The 19,076-nt window shown below is 42.8% G+C and carries 15 protein-coding genes and 2 pseudogenes; 6 read left to right on the forward strand and 11 right to left on the reverse strand.

The window, feature by feature from the left end; all coding sequences use genetic code 11:
• Window positions 1–6: 6 nt before the first annotated feature.
• Window positions 7–2,208 (reverse strand): PAS domain S-box protein, encoded by a 2,202-nt coding sequence (locus HXY43_RS03865; protein ID WP_290880317.1) that lies wholly within the window; start codon window positions 2,206–2,208, stop codon window positions 7–9.
• A 576-nt stretch (window positions 2,209–2,784) separates the two neighbouring features.
• On the opposite strand from HXY43_RS03865, the gene HXY43_RS03870 reads away from it, so the two are divergent.
• The 3 genes and pseudogenes from HXY43_RS03870 to HXY43_RS26925 all read left to right on the forward strand — a co-directional run.
• Window positions 2,785–3,813, forward strand: coding sequence for a VOC family protein (locus HXY43_RS03870; RefSeq protein WP_290880231.1), 1,029 nt, complete (start codon window positions 2,785–2,787; stop codon window positions 3,811–3,813).
• A gap of 290 nt (window positions 3,814–4,103) precedes the next feature.
• Entirely contained in the window at window positions 4,104–7,994 is a 3,891-nt protein-coding gene (locus tag HXY43_RS03875; protein WP_290880234.1) for a caspase family protein, read from the forward strand.
• A gap of 76 nt (window positions 7,995–8,070) precedes the next feature.
• Window positions 8,071–8,295: pseudogene (locus HXY43_RS26925) on the forward strand (GUN4 domain-containing protein); the annotation flags it as partial.
• Here the strand turns inward: HXY43_RS26925 and HXY43_RS03885 are convergent.
• Together HXY43_RS03885 and HXY43_RS03890 are read right to left on the reverse strand one after the other, a co-directional pair.
• Window positions 8,278–10,260 carry an amylo-alpha-1,6-glucosidase gene (locus HXY43_RS03885; protein ID WP_290880237.1) on the reverse strand — a complete coding sequence of 661 codons (1,983 nt, stop codon included), beginning with the start codon at window positions 10,258–10,260 and terminating at the stop codon, window positions 8,278–8,280. The pseudogene HXY43_RS26925 and the gene HXY43_RS03885 overlap by 18 nt on opposite strands.
• A 147-nt stretch (window positions 10,261–10,407) precedes the next feature.
• Complete coding sequence (locus HXY43_RS03890) at window positions 10,408–10,545, reverse strand: hypothetical protein (protein ID WP_290880240.1); 138 nt, start codon at window positions 10,543–10,545, stop codon at window positions 10,408–10,410.
• Window positions 10,546–10,584: 39 nt separating this feature from the next.
• On the opposite strand from HXY43_RS03890, the gene HXY43_RS03895 reads away from it, so the two are divergent.
• Both HXY43_RS03895 and HXY43_RS03900 read left to right on the forward strand, forming a co-directional pair.
• Window positions 10,585–10,809: a hypothetical protein gene (locus HXY43_RS03895; protein WP_290880242.1), complete on the forward strand. Its 225-nt coding sequence runs from the start codon at window positions 10,585–10,587 to the stop codon at window positions 10,807–10,809.
• A gap of 10 nt (window positions 10,810–10,819) precedes the next feature.
• A pseudogene (locus HXY43_RS03900) lies at window positions 10,820–10,954 on the forward strand (ATP-binding protein); the annotation flags it as partial.
• Here HXY43_RS03900 and HXY43_RS03905 read toward each other — a convergent pair.
• The 3 genes from HXY43_RS03905 to HXY43_RS03915 all read right to left on the reverse strand — a co-directional run bounded on the left by HXY43_RS03905 (window position 10,951) and on the right by HXY43_RS03915 (window position 14,502).
• The gene (locus HXY43_RS03905) at window positions 10,951–12,354 is read right to left on the reverse strand and encodes an ATP-binding protein (protein ID WP_290880249.1); all 1,404 of its coding nucleotides are present in this window, start codon (window positions 12,352–12,354) and stop codon (window positions 10,951–10,953) included. The pseudogene HXY43_RS03900 and the gene HXY43_RS03905 overlap by 4 nt on opposite strands.
• The gene (locus tag HXY43_RS03910) at window positions 12,355–12,822 is read right to left on the reverse strand and encodes a DM13 domain-containing protein (RefSeq protein ID WP_290880251.1); all 468 of its coding nucleotides are present in this window, start codon (window positions 12,820–12,822) and stop codon (window positions 12,355–12,357) included.
• A gap of 90 nt (window positions 12,823–12,912) precedes the next feature.
• Window positions 12,913–14,502 (reverse strand): glycosyltransferase family 39 protein, encoded by a 1,590-nt coding sequence (locus HXY43_RS03915; protein ID WP_290880255.1) that lies wholly within the window; start codon window positions 14,500–14,502, stop codon window positions 12,913–12,915.
• A gap of 386 nt (window positions 14,503–14,888) precedes the next feature.
• On the opposite strand from HXY43_RS03915, the gene HXY43_RS03920 reads away from it, so the two are divergent.
• Window positions 14,889–15,281, forward strand: coding sequence for a RidA family protein (locus HXY43_RS03920; RefSeq protein WP_290880258.1), 393 nt, complete (start codon window positions 14,889–14,891; stop codon window positions 15,279–15,281).
• A 35-nt stretch (window positions 15,282–15,316) separates the two neighbouring features.
• Here the strand turns inward: HXY43_RS03920 and HXY43_RS03925 are convergent, their stop codons facing one another.
• The 5 genes from HXY43_RS03925 to ndhI all read right to left on the reverse strand — a co-directional run bounded on the left by HXY43_RS03925 (window position 15,317) and on the right by ndhI (window position 18,999).
• Window positions 15,317–16,042, reverse strand: coding sequence for a class I SAM-dependent methyltransferase (locus HXY43_RS03925; RefSeq protein WP_035139928.1), 726 nt, complete (start codon window positions 16,040–16,042; stop codon window positions 15,317–15,319).
• A gap of 357 nt (window positions 16,043–16,399) precedes the next feature.
• Window positions 16,400–17,323 carry an NAD(+) kinase gene (locus tag HXY43_RS03930; RefSeq protein WP_026733851.1) on the reverse strand — a complete coding sequence of 308 codons (924 nt, stop codon included), beginning with the start codon at window positions 17,321–17,323 and terminating at the stop codon, window positions 16,400–16,402.
• Window positions 17,324–17,327: 4 nt separating this feature from the next.
• Window positions 17,328–17,633, reverse strand: coding sequence for an NADH-quinone oxidoreductase subunit NuoK (gene nuoK, locus HXY43_RS03935; protein ID WP_026733850.1), 306 nt, complete (start codon window positions 17,631–17,633; stop codon window positions 17,328–17,330).
• A gap of 91 nt (window positions 17,634–17,724) precedes the next feature.
• Window positions 17,725–18,333 (reverse strand): NADH-quinone oxidoreductase subunit J, encoded by a 609-nt coding sequence (locus HXY43_RS03940; RefSeq protein WP_290880319.1) that lies wholly within the window; start codon window positions 18,331–18,333, stop codon window positions 17,725–17,727.
• An 84-nt stretch (window positions 18,334–18,417) separates the two neighbouring features.
• Window positions 18,418–18,999 (reverse strand): NAD(P)H-quinone oxidoreductase subunit I, encoded by a 582-nt coding sequence (ndhI, locus tag HXY43_RS03945; RefSeq protein ID WP_026733848.1) that lies wholly within the window; start codon window positions 18,997–18,999, stop codon window positions 18,418–18,420.
• Between the last annotated feature and the right edge of the window lie 77 nt (window positions 19,000–19,076).

Consider the following 19,076-nt stretch of genomic DNA (forward strand, 5'->3'; position numbering starts at 1 on the left):
AGTATTCTACTCAAATTGAGATTGAGCCATAACAACGCGATCGCGCCCCGTTTTTTTGGCAATATAAAGTGCAGCATCAGCGGCTTCAATTACTCCTGCACCTGTCATTCCGTGTTCTGGGAACATTGCTACTCCCAACGACAATGTAATGTTGCCTAATTTCTGACGTTGATGCTGTACATCCAAGTGTTTAACTCCTTGCCGGATTCGCTCAGCGCGTTCTTGACAAACTTCTAAAGATGTTTCTGGCAAAATCAACAACATCTCTTCACCCCCATAGCGACAGGCTATATCAGCCTTGCGGACTTGCTTTTTTAAAAATCCACCGAGTTCGCGCAACACAATATCGCCTGCTTCATGACCAAATGTGTCATTGAAACTTTTAAAATGGTCAACGTCAATCATGATAATTCCTATTCGTTGCTGGTTGCGTTCAGCTCGGCTTACTTCTCTTTCTAAAGATTCTTCTAGATAGCGGCGATTAAATAAACCTGTGAGAGGATCGCGGATACTCTGCTGTTGTAAAGCTTCGTTGAGTCTGAGGTTTGCCAAAGCTAGTGCTATGCGTTCAGCAACCGCAGAGGCTAGCTGTTGTTTGGCTGTTGTAAATTGTCCTTTGTGTTGTGAATGCAAATGTAACATCCCCAAAGCTTCGCCCTGTGCCATCATTGGTACGCAGAGAGCTTCACCGCTGAATATATCTTCCTCAATGTGCGTACAGTGTAAACCGCGATCGCCAGATGCGGCAAAATGCGATCGCCCCCGTCGCAGCGCCCAGCATTGCTTGGGTGAAAATACTTTCTTACTCGCTAGGATTGAGTCACCCCAAATAGTCACAGCCTCGACTAAGTGTTTTGAGGAACTAATAATAAACACTCCACCTGAGGTTTCCGGAAATAAGGGTTGGACTAACTGAGCAATTACTTTATAGGCCTCTTCTACTGTCAAGCAAGCTTGCAAGATATCACTCATTTCACTGAGTAAGGCAATTTCACGGTTGCGCTGTTCTAGTTCTTGCACCCAACAGGTGAGTTGCTCGTTGGCTTTGTGCAACGCGGCTTCTGCTTGTTTGCGTTCGGTAATATTACGGTTGACACCAATAGTTGCGCTTGGCTGACCTTGTTCGTTGTATAGTGGCACGAATACTGTTTCGCATACGCCTTCAGTTCCATCCTTACGGATAAACTTAATTTCACCATCCCAACGATTTGTACTGAGCAACTCATCCATGATTTGCTGTGTCACTACAGCAGACTCTTCTGGTTTATGCAGAATACCCAACGTTTTGCCTGATACCTCTGTTTTGGTATAACCGAACATCTTTTCTGCGGCTCGATTCCAATCAATGATGCGACCTGACAAGTCTGTCACAATTACACCATCGGAGATATTTTCAAAAATGCAAGCTTGTTGTTGTAAAGTCTGTTCCACGTGCTTGCGCTCGGTAATGTCTTGAATCTGGGCGATCAAGTACAATGGTTGACCGTGAATGTCGCACACTAGCGATCCACTCAACAGAATCCATACCACATGTCCAAGCTTGTGTATATACCGCTTCTCCATGTGATAACAGCGAATCTCGCCAGTTAGCAGTTGGTGTATGTAGTTAAGATCGGTATCGCAGTCGTCTGGATGGGTAATTTCTTGACAAGTCGTGGAGAGTAATTCTTGTTCCGAATAACCGACAATTTCGCACAAAGAATGATTAACTTGAAGCCAACTACCATCTAGTCCCACCAGTGCCATGCCAATTGCAGCGTAGTCAAAGGCATTGTGGAAGCGCTCTTTACTCTCGCGTAATGCTTCTTCGGCTAAAAGGCGATCGTTGATTTCAAGTTCAAGCTGTTGGTTCGCTTTCTTCAGTTCTGCCAGATTGGGAATAGCAAGAACTTTTGGAAGCGATCGCACCAATACCATAGTCGCGCACAGTGAACCAGAAGCCGTGATGGCTTTGAAAAACCCTAGTAACTCATAGCTCGGATGCCAGAGCGTCCAAATCTCCATCAAGTGGATAGTGCCACCAGCTACAATCAATGCCGCAATTATCCTGAGAATCCACTTACAAGGGAAATCTTGCCGCTTGCGAACAAAATAGACAAGCATAATAGGGATGAGGTAATAGGCGAGCGCGATCGTAGAGTCGGATAGAACATGCAGCCACACTAAATTTGGCTGACATGGGTAGCAATGCCCGTATTGCTGATACACCACACGTACCTTTGTTTCACGATAGTTGAAAACTCGTAGTTGAAAACTCGTAGTTAAAATTCAGTCTTTTGATAGATGCGTAAATCTTATACTTAGCTTTTTTGCACCTGCAATTTTTTTAACTTTTTCTTTAGGCAGAATCTAGTAAGTAAAAATCCGGTCAATAGTCATTTGTCATTGGTCATTTGTCATTAGTTAGTGGTTAGTGGTTAGTAGTTAGTAGTTAGTAGTTAGTAGTTAGTGGTTAGTGGTTAGTGGTGAGCTAGCGCGCCATGAGCGACTAGCGTAGACGCCCGTCAGGGCGGCTTCTCGTAGAGTACCCGAAGGGTTAGTGGTTATTCTCCTCATCTCCCCATTTCCCACTCCCCACCTCCCCATTCCCTTTTTTCACAATTGACCACTAACAGCGACAATGATAGTGGTGTGCCGAAAAAACACCTATGGAAAAATTTTAGTTATTTTTACTCATTAAGATTTTCCGGCAAAGCCCAAAATAACCTAACTTTGAAACAAACTCAGGTATTTTTACTCAAGGTTGATTGAATTTAAACATTTGTTGCACATATTTAACAAACTATGAATCAGGGACAACAAATTGTAATCGAAGGCATATATGAAGTGTGTATTGGCGTCCCAGAAGCAATTACTGCAATTCAGTATTGGGAGCAATTCGGCTATCGCGTTGGTCAAGAGGGAGAGTTACCAGCAGCTATAGCGAAACAATTGTATGGTGTAGACTCGCCTTTACGCTCGATTCGTCTTTACCACCAAGATGCAGATCATGGTTTGATTCGTTTAATGATTTGGCAACATCCCACCAACACTGGATTGGGGATGGGGTCAATGAAAGTAAAGGGTAATCGCTGGGCCACGACCTTAACCACTGATATTTTGAATATCCTAAATCATGCGGAAGAGGCAAAAGCAGCAGGGTATCAACTCCGGTTTACTCACCCCCACTGGGAGGTCATCTATAACAAAGAAAGGCAAAACCGTCCATTTGCCGATACCATGATTGGGGTGCGAGAAATGCTGCTGCTGCAACCATTAGCGCGACAGGTTTTGTTTCAAAGGTTTGGCTATACGCTCCCCGATTACGGAAATATTAATATTGATTCTCCTTTTAAAACTAGTCAGTTTACTCACATGGGGATGGTAATTCAAGATGACAGCAAAGAAAAGTTGAAGTTTTATGACGAAGTGTTAGGTTTATTGCGAGTGCGTGATGATGTCGAGACTAGCTACGAATCATCACTAGCAGGCCGGGAAATTTTTGATCTCCAACCAGGTGAAAAGTTTTTTGTGACAGCCTTTGACGATCCGCGTTCTTCTACGACCGACTTTATGGCAGCGCGTAGTGGCAGACTTTATATTATTCGTTTTCCCGATTCTATGAATATAGATTCGCACTTTGAGGCAGCACAACCCGGTTGCTTGGGAATGTGTTTGTACACTTACCGAGTCAGAGGACTAAATCAATTTAGCGATCGCATTAAAGCGAGCCCAGTGCAACAGTTCACAACTATCATAGAAAATGAGTTTGGAGAACCAAGTTTTTCTTTCGTTGCACCCGATGGGTACTTCTGGACTTTAATTGGTAATTAACGTGTAATGCACCATGAAGCTACACAGCTTCACAAATGCTGTATTATAAATTTCGTCAGTGTAGTGATGCGCGAACAATACTACAACTGTTGATGGGGTAACTCTTGTGGAATTAGGGTTGTAAATTTACAGTAGTTTTAACTTGGTGTCTTAGTGGTTGAAAAATATGTTTTATTAACCACTAAGACACCAAGACACAAAGAAAACATTTATTGGTGACATAGCGCATAAGTTCTATCAACTATCACCCATTAATTGAAAAAGCCTGACAGAGTGGAGTAGCAATCATTATGGCTAAAAACGTTTACGCACTACTAGTCGGCATTGACGAATACGATCCTGCCTCAATTGTGCCTATACCGTCTTTGCAAGGTTGCGTTAACGATATCAGTGCGGTAGAAGCATATCTGCGGGAGCGAGTTGCTGGCGATCGCCAATGGAATTTGGTAGAACCAACAGATCAACCTTGGATACTCATCAATGAAAATGCCACTCGTCAGGCAATAATTAATGGCTTTCGGCAGCATCTTTGCAATGCTGACAGTGAAGACGTTGTACTGTTTTACTATGCCGGTCATGGCGCGCAAGAAAAGTCACCACAGGAATTTTGGAACTTAGAACCAGACCGTTTAGATGAAACTTTGGTTTGTTACGATAGCCGTACAGCAGGTAGTCGAGACTTAGCAGATAAAGAGATAGCCTACCTCATTTCTAAAGTTGCCGAGAAAAATCCTCATGTGGTGGTGATTTTGGACTGCTGTCACTCTGGTTCGGGAACAAGAGACCCAGAAGTCACTGTGCGTCAGGCCCCTCTAGATAATCGCGAACGACCTTTGAGCAGTTTTATTTTCGCTGATGACCAAACAGCATTCGAGGAAGTATTACATACTTCTCGCAGCTTGGACAAGAAGATGACTGGGGTGGTATTGCCTAAAGGCAAGCATGTTGTGTTATCTGCATGTCGAGACTATGAGTTAGCGAAAGAGTATAAAGGAGAAGATGGTAAATTCCGCGGTGCTTTTTCATACTTTTTGCTGCACACACTAGAACGGACAAATGGTAGTATTACGTATCGGGATTTAGCTAGAAATCTCAATGCCTTGGTCAGTGGCAAAGTCAGAGATCAGTCACCGCAAATTGACGCGATCGATCTACAGGAATTAGACAAACCATTCTTGGGTGGTGCGATCGCACAACGTTCTCACTACTTCACCTTGACTCACAGCTACAACGAAAATAGTTGGGTAATTGACGGTGGCGTCCTTCATGGTATTCCCAAACCCTCGCATGGTGCAGATACTTTATTAGCTATTTTTCCTGCTGGTAGTACACCTGAACAGTTACGCGACTTAGGAACTGCTTTAGGTGAAGCACGTGTTACGCAAGTGTTGCCACAAAGAAGTAAGGTAGAGATTATTAGTGGAGGCGATCGCCTACTGGAAAATGCTAGTTATTGGGCAGTAGTTACAAGCTTACCAATACCTCCTCTGCAAGTTTATCTCAAAGGCGATGCCAGTGAAGCCGAAGGCATAGAACTGGCGCATCAAGCACTTCTGACTGCTGGCCCAAGCAGACAACCTTCTTTATACGTGCAGCAAGTCGAAGAACCAGAAGACGCAGATTACTACCTGCTTGCTGACAATGGTCAGTATTGGATTATACAACCTAGCAATAATCGTCCTGTAGTCGCCCCCTTTCCAGAAAGACCTACTCAGATAGGTTACACACCTTACTTTGCCTCTAAAGCGATTCAGCGTTTAGAACATATTGCCCGTTGGCAAAACATTCTGCAACTCAAAAGTCCCGCTACCAGCCGCATTCAATCTGATGATATCAAAATGGAGATTATTGTCCTTTCGGGACGACAAGAATCTTTATCGGCTTCAGAAATGCGGGTTGAGTACACCAATGAAAATGGCGAGTGGATATCACCAACTGTTCAAGTTAGACTTACGAATAACAGCGATAAAACTCTCTACTGCAATGTCATAATTCTCTCAGAAAACTACGCAGTAGATGTTCCCTGTTTTGCTGAAAGAAGTAGTGTTCGACTTGCACCCAAAGGAAGTGAAAGTAACGTCACAATCGCAAGTGATGAGCTAGGCTTTATCATCCCAAATGAATTTTTGGCACAGGGTGTGACTGAGTACAAAGATATATTTAAGTTGATTGCTAGCACGACTGAATTTGATGCTAGTTTGCTAGAACAAGATGGCTTAAATCCACCTTCACCAAAACGTTCTCTAGGAGGAAGAGGTACTCTGGGGATTTTAATCGAGGGAGTTGGCGATCGCAATGCCATCAAAACTAGAGCCAGAGTCAACTATGATGATTGGATGACGCAGGAAGTTGCAGTTACCATTGTGCGTCCACAGGATGCCAAATCATTGCAGAGCGATCGCAGCATCCAATTGCAAAATGGTTTAATAGAAGTGCTACCACATGCCAGTTTGCAAGCAAAAGTTAATCTTACAACCGTATCGCAAACTAGTAGAGACTTAGGAAATGTAATTTTTCCTTCCCTATTGCGACAACAACTTGCCGTTGCCGAACCCTTCCAATTTACCACCAGCCGAGGCAGCGATCCTGGCTTGACTGGTTTGGAATTAAGCGACGTAGGAGATTACACTGTTGTCACAAAACAAGCACCTCTCAAATTACTGGTTGATCGAGAAATAGCAGATAACGAATACCTTTTACCATTGGGTTACGATGGGGAATTTTTCTTACCTCTAGGCAAAGGCAAGAAGACTGCCGATGGTAAAACAGAGATTACAATTGAACGATTACCCCAACCATTAGAAAGTAGTCGGAGTTTGCAAGGGTCAATTCGTATCTTTTTTGAAAAAGTAATTTGTCGCAAACTTGGAAGAAGATTTGATTACCCAATTTTAGCTGTTGCCACAGTTGGTGAAAACGATCAAGTAATATACGAAAAAAATATCGAGCAAGTCAAAGCAAAAGTTGCCCAAGCGAAGCGAATTCTCCTCTACATACATGGCATTATTGGCGACACGGAATCTCAGGTTCCCAGTATCGAAACAGCCTTAGTTGAAGTAGATGAGCAAAAGTGTCCAATCAAAGATTTGTATGACTTAGTTTTAACATTTGACTACGAAAATATTCAGACAACTATTGAGGAGAATGCTCGACTTTTAGGACAACGCCTGGATGCAGTCGGCTTAGGAGCAAACCACGGCAAAGAATTGCATATTGTTGCTCATTCTATGGGTGGTTTGGTGTCTCGTTGGTTTATCGAACGAGAAGGTGGCGATCAAGTCGTGCAACATTTAGTCATGTTAGGCACACCCAACGCTGGTTCTCCCTGGCCCACCGTACAAGATTTGGTGTTCGCAGCCTTGGGGTTCGCTTTGAATCAACTTTCGGCGATTGTTTGGCCTGCAAAGATAATAGCTGAATTATTGGAATATCTGGAAGCTAACGATTTTTCCCTTGAGCAAATGCAACCAGATTCTACTTTCCTAGCACAACTTGCCGAGAATCCAGATCCTCACGTTCCTTATACAATTATTGCTGGTGACAGGTCGCTGGTTCCGGCAGCCACAGAAATTCAGCCAGCCAAACAATCTAGTCCTGTACAGCGCTTGCTGCAAAAGCTGTTTGGTCAAGCTGTAGATAGAGTAGTAGGACGAGTGTTCTTTGAGCAACCTAACGACATTGCCGTTACTCTCGCCAGCATCAAAGCTGTCAATCCTAACCGCTTACCCCAGCCTAGAATACTATTACCAGATCCAGCCTGCGACCACCTCACCTACTTTACTCACCCCGCTGGTTTAGAAGCACTCGCCAAAGCTCTTTTTTGGGCACCTCTTCCCTTTGCCATGACTGAGGATTCCCAGTCACAGCCAGAAGCCATAATCATTAATACAGAAAAACAGAGCGATCGCCCCAGTGCTATTGAAGATGATATTACTATTGTGATTCCGTCGGATGCAGCTGGCGATCGCATTCCCAATACCGCACCAAGTCCACCAGAAATTACCAATCAACCAACCGAAAATCGTCCTAGAATCAATGGTGCATTGTGGATAATTGCATTGTTGCTGGTAGCAATTACTGGTTTACTGATCTGGAACCGCAGCCAAGAACAAAAGCCAGGGACTCAGCAAAAAAATAGTCAGGTTTTCCCGACTCAGCAGACGCCTGTGGCTAAAATATAGCAGTGGACGCTTTGGCTTCAGCGTTCAGAAGCAAATTTGCCTGTAAGTCGGCGGCAAGCCCGACGGCAAGTATTATAAAGAAGCTTGGGAAAAACTTGGCGATCGCATCGAATGGAGAGTGAAAGGAAACTGGATTTACTACTCTGATGTTACTTTTGACACTTCCGCATATAGAGAGCACCTCCCCAAAATAAATTATCCGGTTGTAGGGTGCGTTAAGGCTTTAAGCCGTAACGCACCCTACAAAAACCGTCAACCAACAAACAACAAACAACACTTCTTTCTACACTTCAGTTGCTAACCAAGCACGCAAAACTTCTGCCACAGTCCAAGCTTGGGCAATGCAACCCCGTGGTGTCATGGGAGGATCGCCATCAAAGATTTCGCTGAGACTGCCAAGTCCATGCGCGTGTAGGTGATTTGCCATTAGTTCGAGAAATTGACGCGCTTGGACGGGATGCTTGTAAACCCGTAGATGTGCTAGTACAAAGGGGCCTATTAACCATCCCCAAACTGTTCCTTGATGATAGGCGCTATCCCGCTGAAATTGATCGCCACCGTAGTGTCCTTGGTATTGGGGATCGTCGGGAGAGAGCGATCGCAATCCGTGGGAAGTTAACAACATTCTTGCACAAGCATCCACGACACTTTTTTGTTGAGCAGGATTGAGGGGACTTTCAGGTAAGGAGACAGCAAAAATTTGGTTGGGGCGCAGGGATGGATCATCACCATCAGGGCTATCTAGCACATCGTAGCAGTAACCTGTTTGTTGATTCCAAAAGCGTGAGAATCTAGCTAAGGCACGCTCAGCGATCGCGTCATATTCTTGGTGGGGTTTGCCAATGTGGCGGGCAAAGTTAGCCATTGTCCGCAGGGCATTATACCAAAGAGCATTAACTTCAATCGGTTTGCCTGTTCGGGGTGTCACTACCCAATCCCCGATTTTGACATCCATCCAGGTAAGCTGTACTCCCGCTTCCCCGGCGTAAAGCAGTCCGTCTGCGGCATCCAAATGAATATTGTAGCGAGTACCGCGACAGTGCCAATCAATGATATCTGCTAATACGGGAAAAAGTTCTTCTAAGAGATCGTCGTCTTCGGTGGCGTTGTAGTAAGCACGTAGGGCTTCAAAATACCAGAGAGTCGCATCGACGGTGTTGTATTCTGGTGTTTCACCCGCATCCGGAAAGCGATTTGGCAGCATTCCCTGGTCTACATACTTAGCAAAGGTACGCAGAATTGAACGGGCAATTTCTGGGCGACCTGTAGAAAGGGTCAATCCTGGTAGGCTAATCATTGTATCTCGTCCCCAGTCACCAAACCAGTGGTAGCCTGCGATGATTGTTTTGCCATGAATCTCATCAGATAAGGGGCGATCTACAATAAATTGATCGGCGGCTAAGACTAAACGATTTACCCAAGCTGGAGTTTCCTTGGTGTGGGATGAATGGTTGGATTTCCAAACTGCGATTAATTTTTGTTCTTGGGCGTGGCGGAGTTTTAAAGCTGTTTCACCATTGAAGTCTGGCTGCTTTTCTGTACTAGCAACAAAGGTTAGAGATTCTCCAGGATTGAGAGTAACTTGGAACGTCGCAGCGTGTAAATGGTCTTCGCGATCGCTGAGTCCTCGGTAGCGTTCTACTGCCAAGTCAAATCCGTAATACCAATTATGAGCGGGGATAGCGTTGGCACGATCGCACAGCAGATAAAGCGGTACAGCGCTGGGATAGGCACTCACGCAAATCCCTTGGGGAACTGGTTCAATGCTCATCTGCCAGCCATTACCCTGAGTGTCGCTGTGATAATCGCGGTAGTTGACCATTGCTTTCAACGTTAGCTGTAACGGTTGGGAAGCACGACGCAAAATATACCGTACGTAGGTAGTATTTGCACCCTGCTGCATCCAAACTCGTTTTTCTAAAAGTGCATCCGCACAGGCAAAACGCCACACGGGAATAGTGCCTTCCAAAGAGAAACGTTCAAGATGTTGGTAGCCGTTGGGACTGATAATTCCATCAGTCCAACGGTTGGTGTGCAAAGGGTAATTGCGGTCTCCATACAAAACAGTTTCATCCAGCTTTGCCAGCATGAGAGTGCGACCCAAAGGCGGCTTTAGGGCTGCTACCAGTAACCCGTGATAGCGGCGAGTCAGTAAACCTGCTACAGTACCAGATGCGTATCCACCGATACCATTGGTTACTAACCACTCTCGCGACTCTGCTAGATCGAGAATGCCGCAAACTTCCCTGCCAAATTCGATGCACATATCACTGCTTACCTGTTTGGAATCGCTATTTTGATTATCCGACGTGATTTTTACATCCGGCAGTTGAGCTAATTAAGAGTTGCTAAGAACGTAATGAAGTAAATGAGGGATGGATTGTGTACAAAAATAGCAAATCTTTCTAACTTGCTAATTTTGGTATGTTTTGAGACATAGTAATGCGATCGCCCAAAGGTTAATTTTGGCAAAAGAGCGATCGCCAAACAACAACTGTAAGGGCGGTTTAGTTATAGTTTTAGTTATTCCACGGAAAAGATAAAGATTCACATTCTTCTGGTAGAGGATAGCCCTTCTGATGCCAAACTATTGCGCGAAATTTTTGTCCGCGCTATTCGACCAGCATGTCAGATGGCACATGTAGATAGGCTGAATGCGGCTATCGATGCTTGCATGGGTAAACCTACTTGTATGTGTGAGGATTCTTCTCTACCGATGTTAAATCAACACGGTATCGACCTTGTTCTATTAGACCTCCGCTTACCAGATTCTACTGGACTGGACACATTAAAAAAATTTCGGGCAGCAGTGTAGCAATGTAGGTAAAGTTCAGGGTACAGGACTTGGACTTGCAATTGTGAAAAAGTGTGTGGAGTTACATAGAGGTCAAATTCAAGTAGAAAGTGAGGTGGGTGTTGGCACAACGGTAATAGTAAAATTGCCTTTAAATCGGGTTTAATTTGAAGGCAAAACAACTGTAAATATACTTCCTTCACCTAAACGCGATCGCACTGACACTTTCCCACCCATACCCTCTACCAATGTCTTTACAATTGATAACCCTAAACCAGCACCACCAGTAGCATGATGACGAGATTCATCAACGCGGTAAAATCTTTCAAAAATCCTTGATTGGTGTTGCAAAGGAATACCATAACCGCGATCGCAAACTTGAATAATGGCTTCTTGCTCTTGTTGGTTTATCTTCAACAAAATGGGTGTACCAGGTTCAGAATATTTAATGGCATTGTCAATCAGATTTAGCAAAACTTGTTTGAGGCGATTGTGGTCTGCTTTCACTTGAATTGAGTCAATATCGGCTTCTATTTTTATCGCTCTTTCACTATATTGTTCTGCCATTGCTACCACTTCTGCCACCAAATCATTCAGTATATAAGACTCTATGTGAAAATGCAAATAACCACTATCTGCTCGTGCTAAATCCAGTAAATCTTCTAACAGACGAATCGTGTGTTCTGCTTCCGATGCCGCAGTTTCTAACGCTTCTATTTGAGTTTCTGTTAAGTTATGCGGCCGTCGCAAAACGCTTTGTAAGTAACCGTGTACTATTGTTAACGGTGTGCGTAACTCGTGGGAAACATTACTCACAAATTGTCGCTCTTGTTCCCAAGATTGGGAGAGGCGAGATAACAACATGTTGAAGGTTTGAGCTAATTCTTTAACTTCGCTGGGTGCGTTATCTACAGAAAGCTGTGCTTCTGGTAAATCCGCAGCGGAAATGACAGCTGTCATTTGATTAAGTTGGCGCAGAGGTTGCAGGGAACGGTAAATGTAAAGTGCGATCGCTCCTGAAATCACTACAATTACTAAAAAGCTGGCAATTCCTACACTCCTCACCATTGTCAAAAACATTGTTTGTTCGCGGGTAATATCCTGCACTACAAACAGCTTCCCTAGCATCTTTCCCTGCACTTGCAACGAATCACCACACAACACAAAGTAGTGTTGGCTAATTTGATGAACTTGCGGTTTAATTGGCATTTCAGCCAGAGACATTAACTCAGCTAACCTAGCATTAGATACACTGTCCGAAGTAATAGATTTTGCTATAACTTTTTGCTCAGGATTTTTAACCCATAAAAATATATTGGTAGTCGTCAAATTATTAATTGCTTTTTGCAACCCAGTTACTGGTGACATCATTTCACTATATAGTTCCACATCATGCGGAAAACGTGCAGCAATGTGTTCTATATTTTGCTTATGACTATCAATCAAAAGTTGCTGCATTTTCCAGCTTGTCCACATAGCAATGCCACCATTACCCAAAGCAGAAAGTGCAGCAATACCAATTATTAGGCGTAACCTTAATGAAAAAGTGTCAATCTTCCTCCACATCTAATTACCTAAAGACGCATAGCCAAAAGTAGCATTGAACTTACGACACCAAATCGCTACAGATTGATAATCTGTCAACTGCACATTGTCAGGAACAGCATAGCGTTGAGTACCACTTGTCTTTTGTAAACGAGCAATGCTCACATAATCTTTTTCTTTAATGCCAGATACAGGTACTGTCCCATTTCGGTACAGAATTACAAATAAGTCAGGGCCTTGATTCGTTTTAAAACTCCCATCAAACTCTAGATAACGCTTTCCATTCTCTGTTAGAACTTTCACATTTCCCTGAGTTGGTTGTTCTGCTCTTACAAAGCTTCCAGCTTGGGAAACATTGGCGGTACTACTCTGAGCTACAGGTGTTGCAGGTTGAGTCTCGCTAACTGCCTGCTTGGAGTTTACATCTCTTGCACAAGCTACGGTTAATAGGGTAACAATACTTATAACTGCTAAAAATTTAAATTTCATACTCTGGTAGCCTCAAAACTATTGATGACTCCAATCTAATACCTAGTTTCATCAAATAAATTAATTTCAGCTTAGAAATTGCTGAAATTCTCATTTGAATATTTTCCACAGCGAAGTATGTTCATCTTTGTAAACAATTTTAGTTTTCAGCTTATACTTTTTTGCTATTCCTTTTCGCAAAGGATCTGAAGGAGTGAGTAAAAATATGTCAGTGAAATCTTTAGGGATTTTGGGAATATTTTTACCCTGAACTAATAAAAACCTGACTTTTGGTTCTACAAGATAGCTAATAGAAAATACATTAGTGTAATTATTGCCTAAATCATTACTAATCAAAAGTGGTCGATCAGCCTGATTGATGATGCTACTAATTTGTGGATTACCTTGACTGACAAGCTTGCTCCACCACGTTTCAGCTTGAGAATACACAGCACAAGAAATTATCCCAGCAATAATCACCAGCGACAATATCATTTGCCAGATTTGCCGACGTGATAATCTGCCATTATATAGCTGAGTTGCTAACAGATAAGCAACAGCTATTTGAATACCTAAATAAAAAGGCAGTAAATCTAGTTGGGCAAATGACCGCATTTCGCCAACAATTAAATCTGGAATTATCAAAGGTAGCGCTGGGACTAAAATTAAGGTGATAATAAATAACCAAACTTTTTGATGAGTTGTCCGCCAAATATAATAAATTGCATATATAACTAGTATGAAAATAATTAGCGTCATGAACAAGCTTAAAGGGTTTTCCCAGCTAAGATTTAAATCAAAAAAAATACGGCTAAGTTGCATCAGCAAAAATGTAATTAAATTTCCTGATGGTGAAGAGTTAGTTGTCGAAGATGAAGAAGATTTGAATTGAAATTGGTTAGCGATCGCTATTAACATCCAAGGCATAAAGGCTAAAAATCCTGCCAACGATGCCAGCAGATAAGCCTTTACTGTCTTATTCCAGCGAAATTTTGCTGTGGCAAGTACATAAATTCCATGAGCAATTGCCACAAACCCACTTAATAAAAATGTATAAAGGCTAAGAGTTAAAGTAACCGTATAAATTATCCAATTATAAACACGCAATTCCTCTGGCTGTCGTATTGATTCCAATCGCAAGGCTCGTAGTAGAGCAGCACTAGATAGTAATATGGTGACTTCCCAGAGAATATATTCCTGTGCTTCCTGGGCGTAGATCAACTGAATGGGAGAGATGGCCATAAGTGCGATCGCTATACCAGGTAGCGATAAAGGCACATTAAATAATTCTTTGCACAACCAATAGGCACAGAGAAATACCAGCAAGCTAATCAAGGCAGACAAACTTCTGATGGCTGTTACTGAACTGCCAAAAAATTGCATCCAAAATCGTGCGATTAAGTAATAAAATGGGGGATGCCGTGGGTCTTCTATTGCTAAAGACCTAATTGTATCACCACAGCCTTGTTCAGAATTAAGACCCTGAAACTTAGCAAAAGCTTGCTTAGAAATTACTCGACCATTAAAAATTTGTTGCTTAACTTGGGCAGTTGTGCAACCAGAAATTTGTAAAGAGGTATAAATTTCATCGTGCGAATAAACTTTACCGTGAAGGTTCACAAAGCGAAAAAATATACCAATTACCAAAACTACGACAATTAAAAACTGCAACCCCCTGGGAGCGATTACAAGACGCCGCATAAGAATGTTTTTCCAGAAGTTGTCTAAAATAAGCTAGTGATGTAAACTAACTAGATAAAGTACAGTTTTGTATCGCCACTTGCACTTTGAATGTACTTTGAAAGTAATTTGCTTGAATACATTGGCGGCGATCACTTCATCATTATCTAGCCTGAAAAGAAATTAGCAAGCCAAAATTTATCTTGCTTTCAACACCAAACTTTAAATCTGGATTTATACCAAGTTGCGTTCTAATATGTCATTCTGAGCGACAGCGAAGAATCTCCGAGATGCTTCGCTTCACTGCGTTACGCTCAGCATGACAAATTACTTCTTTGAATGCAACTTGGTATTAGCAAAGCTATTACAGCTAAAATTCCCTCAGTAGGCGTTAAACTGAGTTGACAATGCAAAAGAAGCGGGCATTTTCTGGTGCGTCTTGGGAGTCCAAGGTAGGTTACTGTCGAGGTGTTAGAGTTGGCAACCACATTTATATTTCTGGTACAGCACCAATTGCCGAAGGGGGTGGAGTGTTTGCACCCGAGGATGCTTACGGGCAAGCAAAACGCTGTTTAGAAATTATTCAGAAAGCATTGCAAGACTTAGGTACAAACATCAACTCTGTGGTGCGAACTCGCATGTTTGTCACCGATATTAGCCGTTGGGCTGAATTTGGAAAAGCGCATCAAGAGTTTTTTGGTGAGAACCCACCTGCTACTACGATGGTGGAAGTGAAATCTCTGATTGATCCGGCAATGTTGATTGAGATTGAGGTTGATGCAGTTTGCCTGGATGTTTAGTAATAACCAGCATTAATTATAAAATATAGCAGTGACTAAAGAATCTTTACTGCAACTTCCCAACCAAGTTTATTGTAGGCAATGTAATCGTATTTTATATTTTTATCGGCTACAAATTGTTGGAAGGCTTTAAATTCATGCTGCTGCCAACCAGGATAATTGAAGTACTCATTAAATACGATTATTGTACCAGGCTTGACGCGTTCACCTAATATATCGAATATAGATTTTGTGGAGGAATACAAGTCGCAATCCACATGCATAAATGATATGTATTCGTTTTGAGAAGCTACGAATTCAGGTAAAGTTTTATCGAACCATCCAACATGGAGTTGCACATTTTCACGAACAGAAGGCAGCTTGCCATTCATATTAAAAGTACCTTTTTCATATCGTCCACCAATATTATCTATCCAAAACTCAGGTAAACCTTCAAAAGAGTCAAATCCATGTACAGTCTTTTGAACGTTTTTAGCTATAAAATTGATGGTATTTCCCCCTGCTACTCCAAACTCTAGAAACATACCATCTGGCTTTGCTTGTGAAAGTGCAAACTTGAGCAAGGCAAAAAGATCTGAAACACTGACCGCACCTATCATGTTTTCTTCAACATACTTTGCAGTAGATTCCAGAGCATTTTTTTGTAGTTGTAAATGTATATTTTGAGCAGCAAAGACATTTATGATTCTATTGATAGTAGAAGATGACAAAACTTTATTAACAACTTTATCTGCCAAAGAGTATCTGAATTTTTTTAACATTGCTGTTGATTGAACCTGTTTACTTATTTGTAGTAATATTGGGTAGTAAAAACTTTACCATTGTTAGCCTATTTGGAATTTTACACACTATATCTAAAGGCATAAAAACATAAGTCTTTAAATAAGTTTATAGACTAGTTTAAAATTATAAAAAAAATTAATTATTTAGTATGCTCTTAAAAAGTTCCCTGTCATCCTGTAGACGCTTCTGCGTCTTCGGTGCAGGGTGCGAAACGCAGTTTAGCGTAGACGCGCACAGCGCGGTGAGACCAGCCCCCCAGAAGACTTCTGCTTTTAGGGGGGACTGGCGTAGACGCCCGTGGCGGTGAGTCAGCGCGCACTTATAGGGGGTTCTCATTAATTCGAGTGATTACTACTGCTATAGCGAACTCTAGTCCCTGCCCACAGTAACTTCTCCCGCAGCGTCTGATAATAGGAATTGTTTTCCCGCAAAATAATAAACTTAGCCCTGCACTCAGCCATTCGCACGTCAACGCGATGTCCAGGCCAAATCGAAGTAGCTAATACCCCATCCATCCACAGTTTTGTACTCAAATCGTAATCACCCAAAGGCCAAATACTTACAACAGAACCGGGGGGTAAAACGAAGGGGCGATTAGAAAGACTCATCGGACAAATGGGGCTAACAGTAAGGGCTTCCATACCATCATGTACAATTGGGCCACCAGCAGAAACTGTGTAACCAGTAGAACCAGTAGGTGTGGCAACTATTAACCCATCTCCCACATATTGGTCGACTACCTCACCATCAATTTCCATTTCCAGAATAGAGGTAATCATGCGATCGGCAGAGGCAGGTTTGACACACATTTCATTTAAAGCGAGGTAACGTTCGCTTACGGGTTCCAAATTCGTGTCATGGCCCTCATACACAGCGGCTTGCACCATCATCCGTCGTTGGATGGCGTAGCGATCCTCCAACAGCCGATCCCAAACTTTCTCAGTATCCTGAAACTCCTCTACCGACTCAGTTAAAAACCCCAGATGTCCTCCCACATTCACTCCCAGAATGGGTATGCCAGCTGGGGCTAAATGTCTTGCACCAGTTAAAACAGTACCATCACCGCCAAGCACCAAAGCCAGGTCAATTGGTTGTACCGCCGAAGCCAAAAACACCGGATAAGGATTGTCTTTTGGTCCACTTGGGCCCATCAATACCTGGCATTGGCGATTTTCTAGTTGCTTTGCACAAATTTCTGCCCAGCGTTTGCTTTGAGCATCTCTTGCCTTATAAGCAATGATTACCTTCTTAAGGTCCACAGGATTACCATTTCAGGAGATTAAATTGCTCCATATCGACAGTATCACGGTTGCGGTAGATTGCCAGCACGATCGCCAAACCTACTGCTGCCTCTGCTGCCGCTACAGTAATGACAAACACAGTGAAAACCTGACCCTTAATTGCTGTTGAGTCTAGGAAGTTAGAAAAAGCCATTAAATTCAAATTAACAGCATTCAGCAGCAATTCAATTGACATTAACACTCGTACAGCGTTGCGGCTGGTTATCAAACCATAAATACCAATGCAAAATAAAGCTGCTGCTAACAACAAAAAGTACTGGAGTTCCATGAATCTTGGTCTTCCTTAATGAACAATTCCCAAAAATTATGAACTATGAATTATTAAAGGTTTTCATAATTCATAATTCATAATTCATAATTCATAATTTCTCTTCGCTTCCTGCCGATACCAGTTCTCTGGGGCGTTCTGGCAATGTCAAAACTGTTTGCGGCAATTCAGATGGGACAATTTGTTCTGGCAGATATTCGCGACGTGCCAAAATAATTGCGCCTACCATTGCCATCAATAATAAAACGGAAGCAACTTCAAAAGGCAACAAAAAGTCACTAAAGAAATGCTGACCAATCACAACTATGGGGTCGCCTACAGGGGTAGCAGTAGAATGCGACCAAGGCGTCGCCAATACCATCGTACTCAACAGCGCAAACAATCCCAAACTGACCACAGCCGTTAATACCTTACGCACCCAAGCGGTGGGGAAGGGGACAAATTTCTGCCGCTTGTTCACCAACATAATGGCAAACAAAATCAGCACGTTCACAGCGCCAACATAAATTAGCAATTGTGCTGCTGCTACAAAGTCAGCATTCAGCAGGAGATACAACCCAGCTATGCTGACAAAAACACCGCCTAGCATAAAGGCGGAATAGACGACGTTGGAGAACAGCACCACACCAAGTGCTGCCCCAATCATCATCGCAGCCAATATGCCAAACGAAACAACCTGTACTCCTTCAGCTAGATTCACTTTTTCTCCTTTGTCATTAGTCATTCGTCATTTGTCATTTGTCATTAGTTATTCACAAAGGACTAAGGACAAATGACATTTAATTTACTTTTCCTGCTGCACGAGTTCTTCAGGATGGCCACCGGCACGAGGTGCATCGGCTGGCAGATCGTGGGGGTCCATAACGCCTTTGGGTAGGTAAACCAGTTCGCGCAATGGTGTTACCATTGGGTCATCTGTTACCTTGTACGGGAGACGACCCATTGCCACGTTATCATAGTTCAATTCGTGGCGATCGTAGGTGGAAAGCTCGTACTCTTCTGTCATGGACAGACAATTAGTCGGGCAATATTCTACACAGTTGCCGCAGAAGATACAAACACCAAAATCGATGCTGTAGTGTTTGAGCTTTTTCTTTTTGCTGGTTTTGTCAAATTCCCAATCCACCACAGGCAAGTTAATCGGACAAACCCGCACACAGACCTCGCAGGAAATACACTTATCAAACTCAAAGTGAATCCTACCGCGAAAGCGTTCGCTGGGAATCAGTTTTTCGTAAGGGTACTGGACGGTAATTGGACGCCGCCGCATGTGGTCAAAGGTGACAGACAGTCCTTGACCGATATAACGACCGGCTTGTACCGCTTCTTTGGCGTAATCACCAACTTGTTTGAGGAATTTTAGCATTGTTAGTGTTCTACCTCTCTCTAGTCATTTGTTACTTGTCATTTGTCATTGGTCATTAGTCATTTGTTCAATTGCTA

The sequence above is a fragment of the Fischerella sp. genome, assembly GCF_013388695.1.
Taxonomy (GTDB): Bacteria; Cyanobacteriota; Cyanobacteriia; order Cyanobacteriales; family Nostocaceae; genus PCC9605.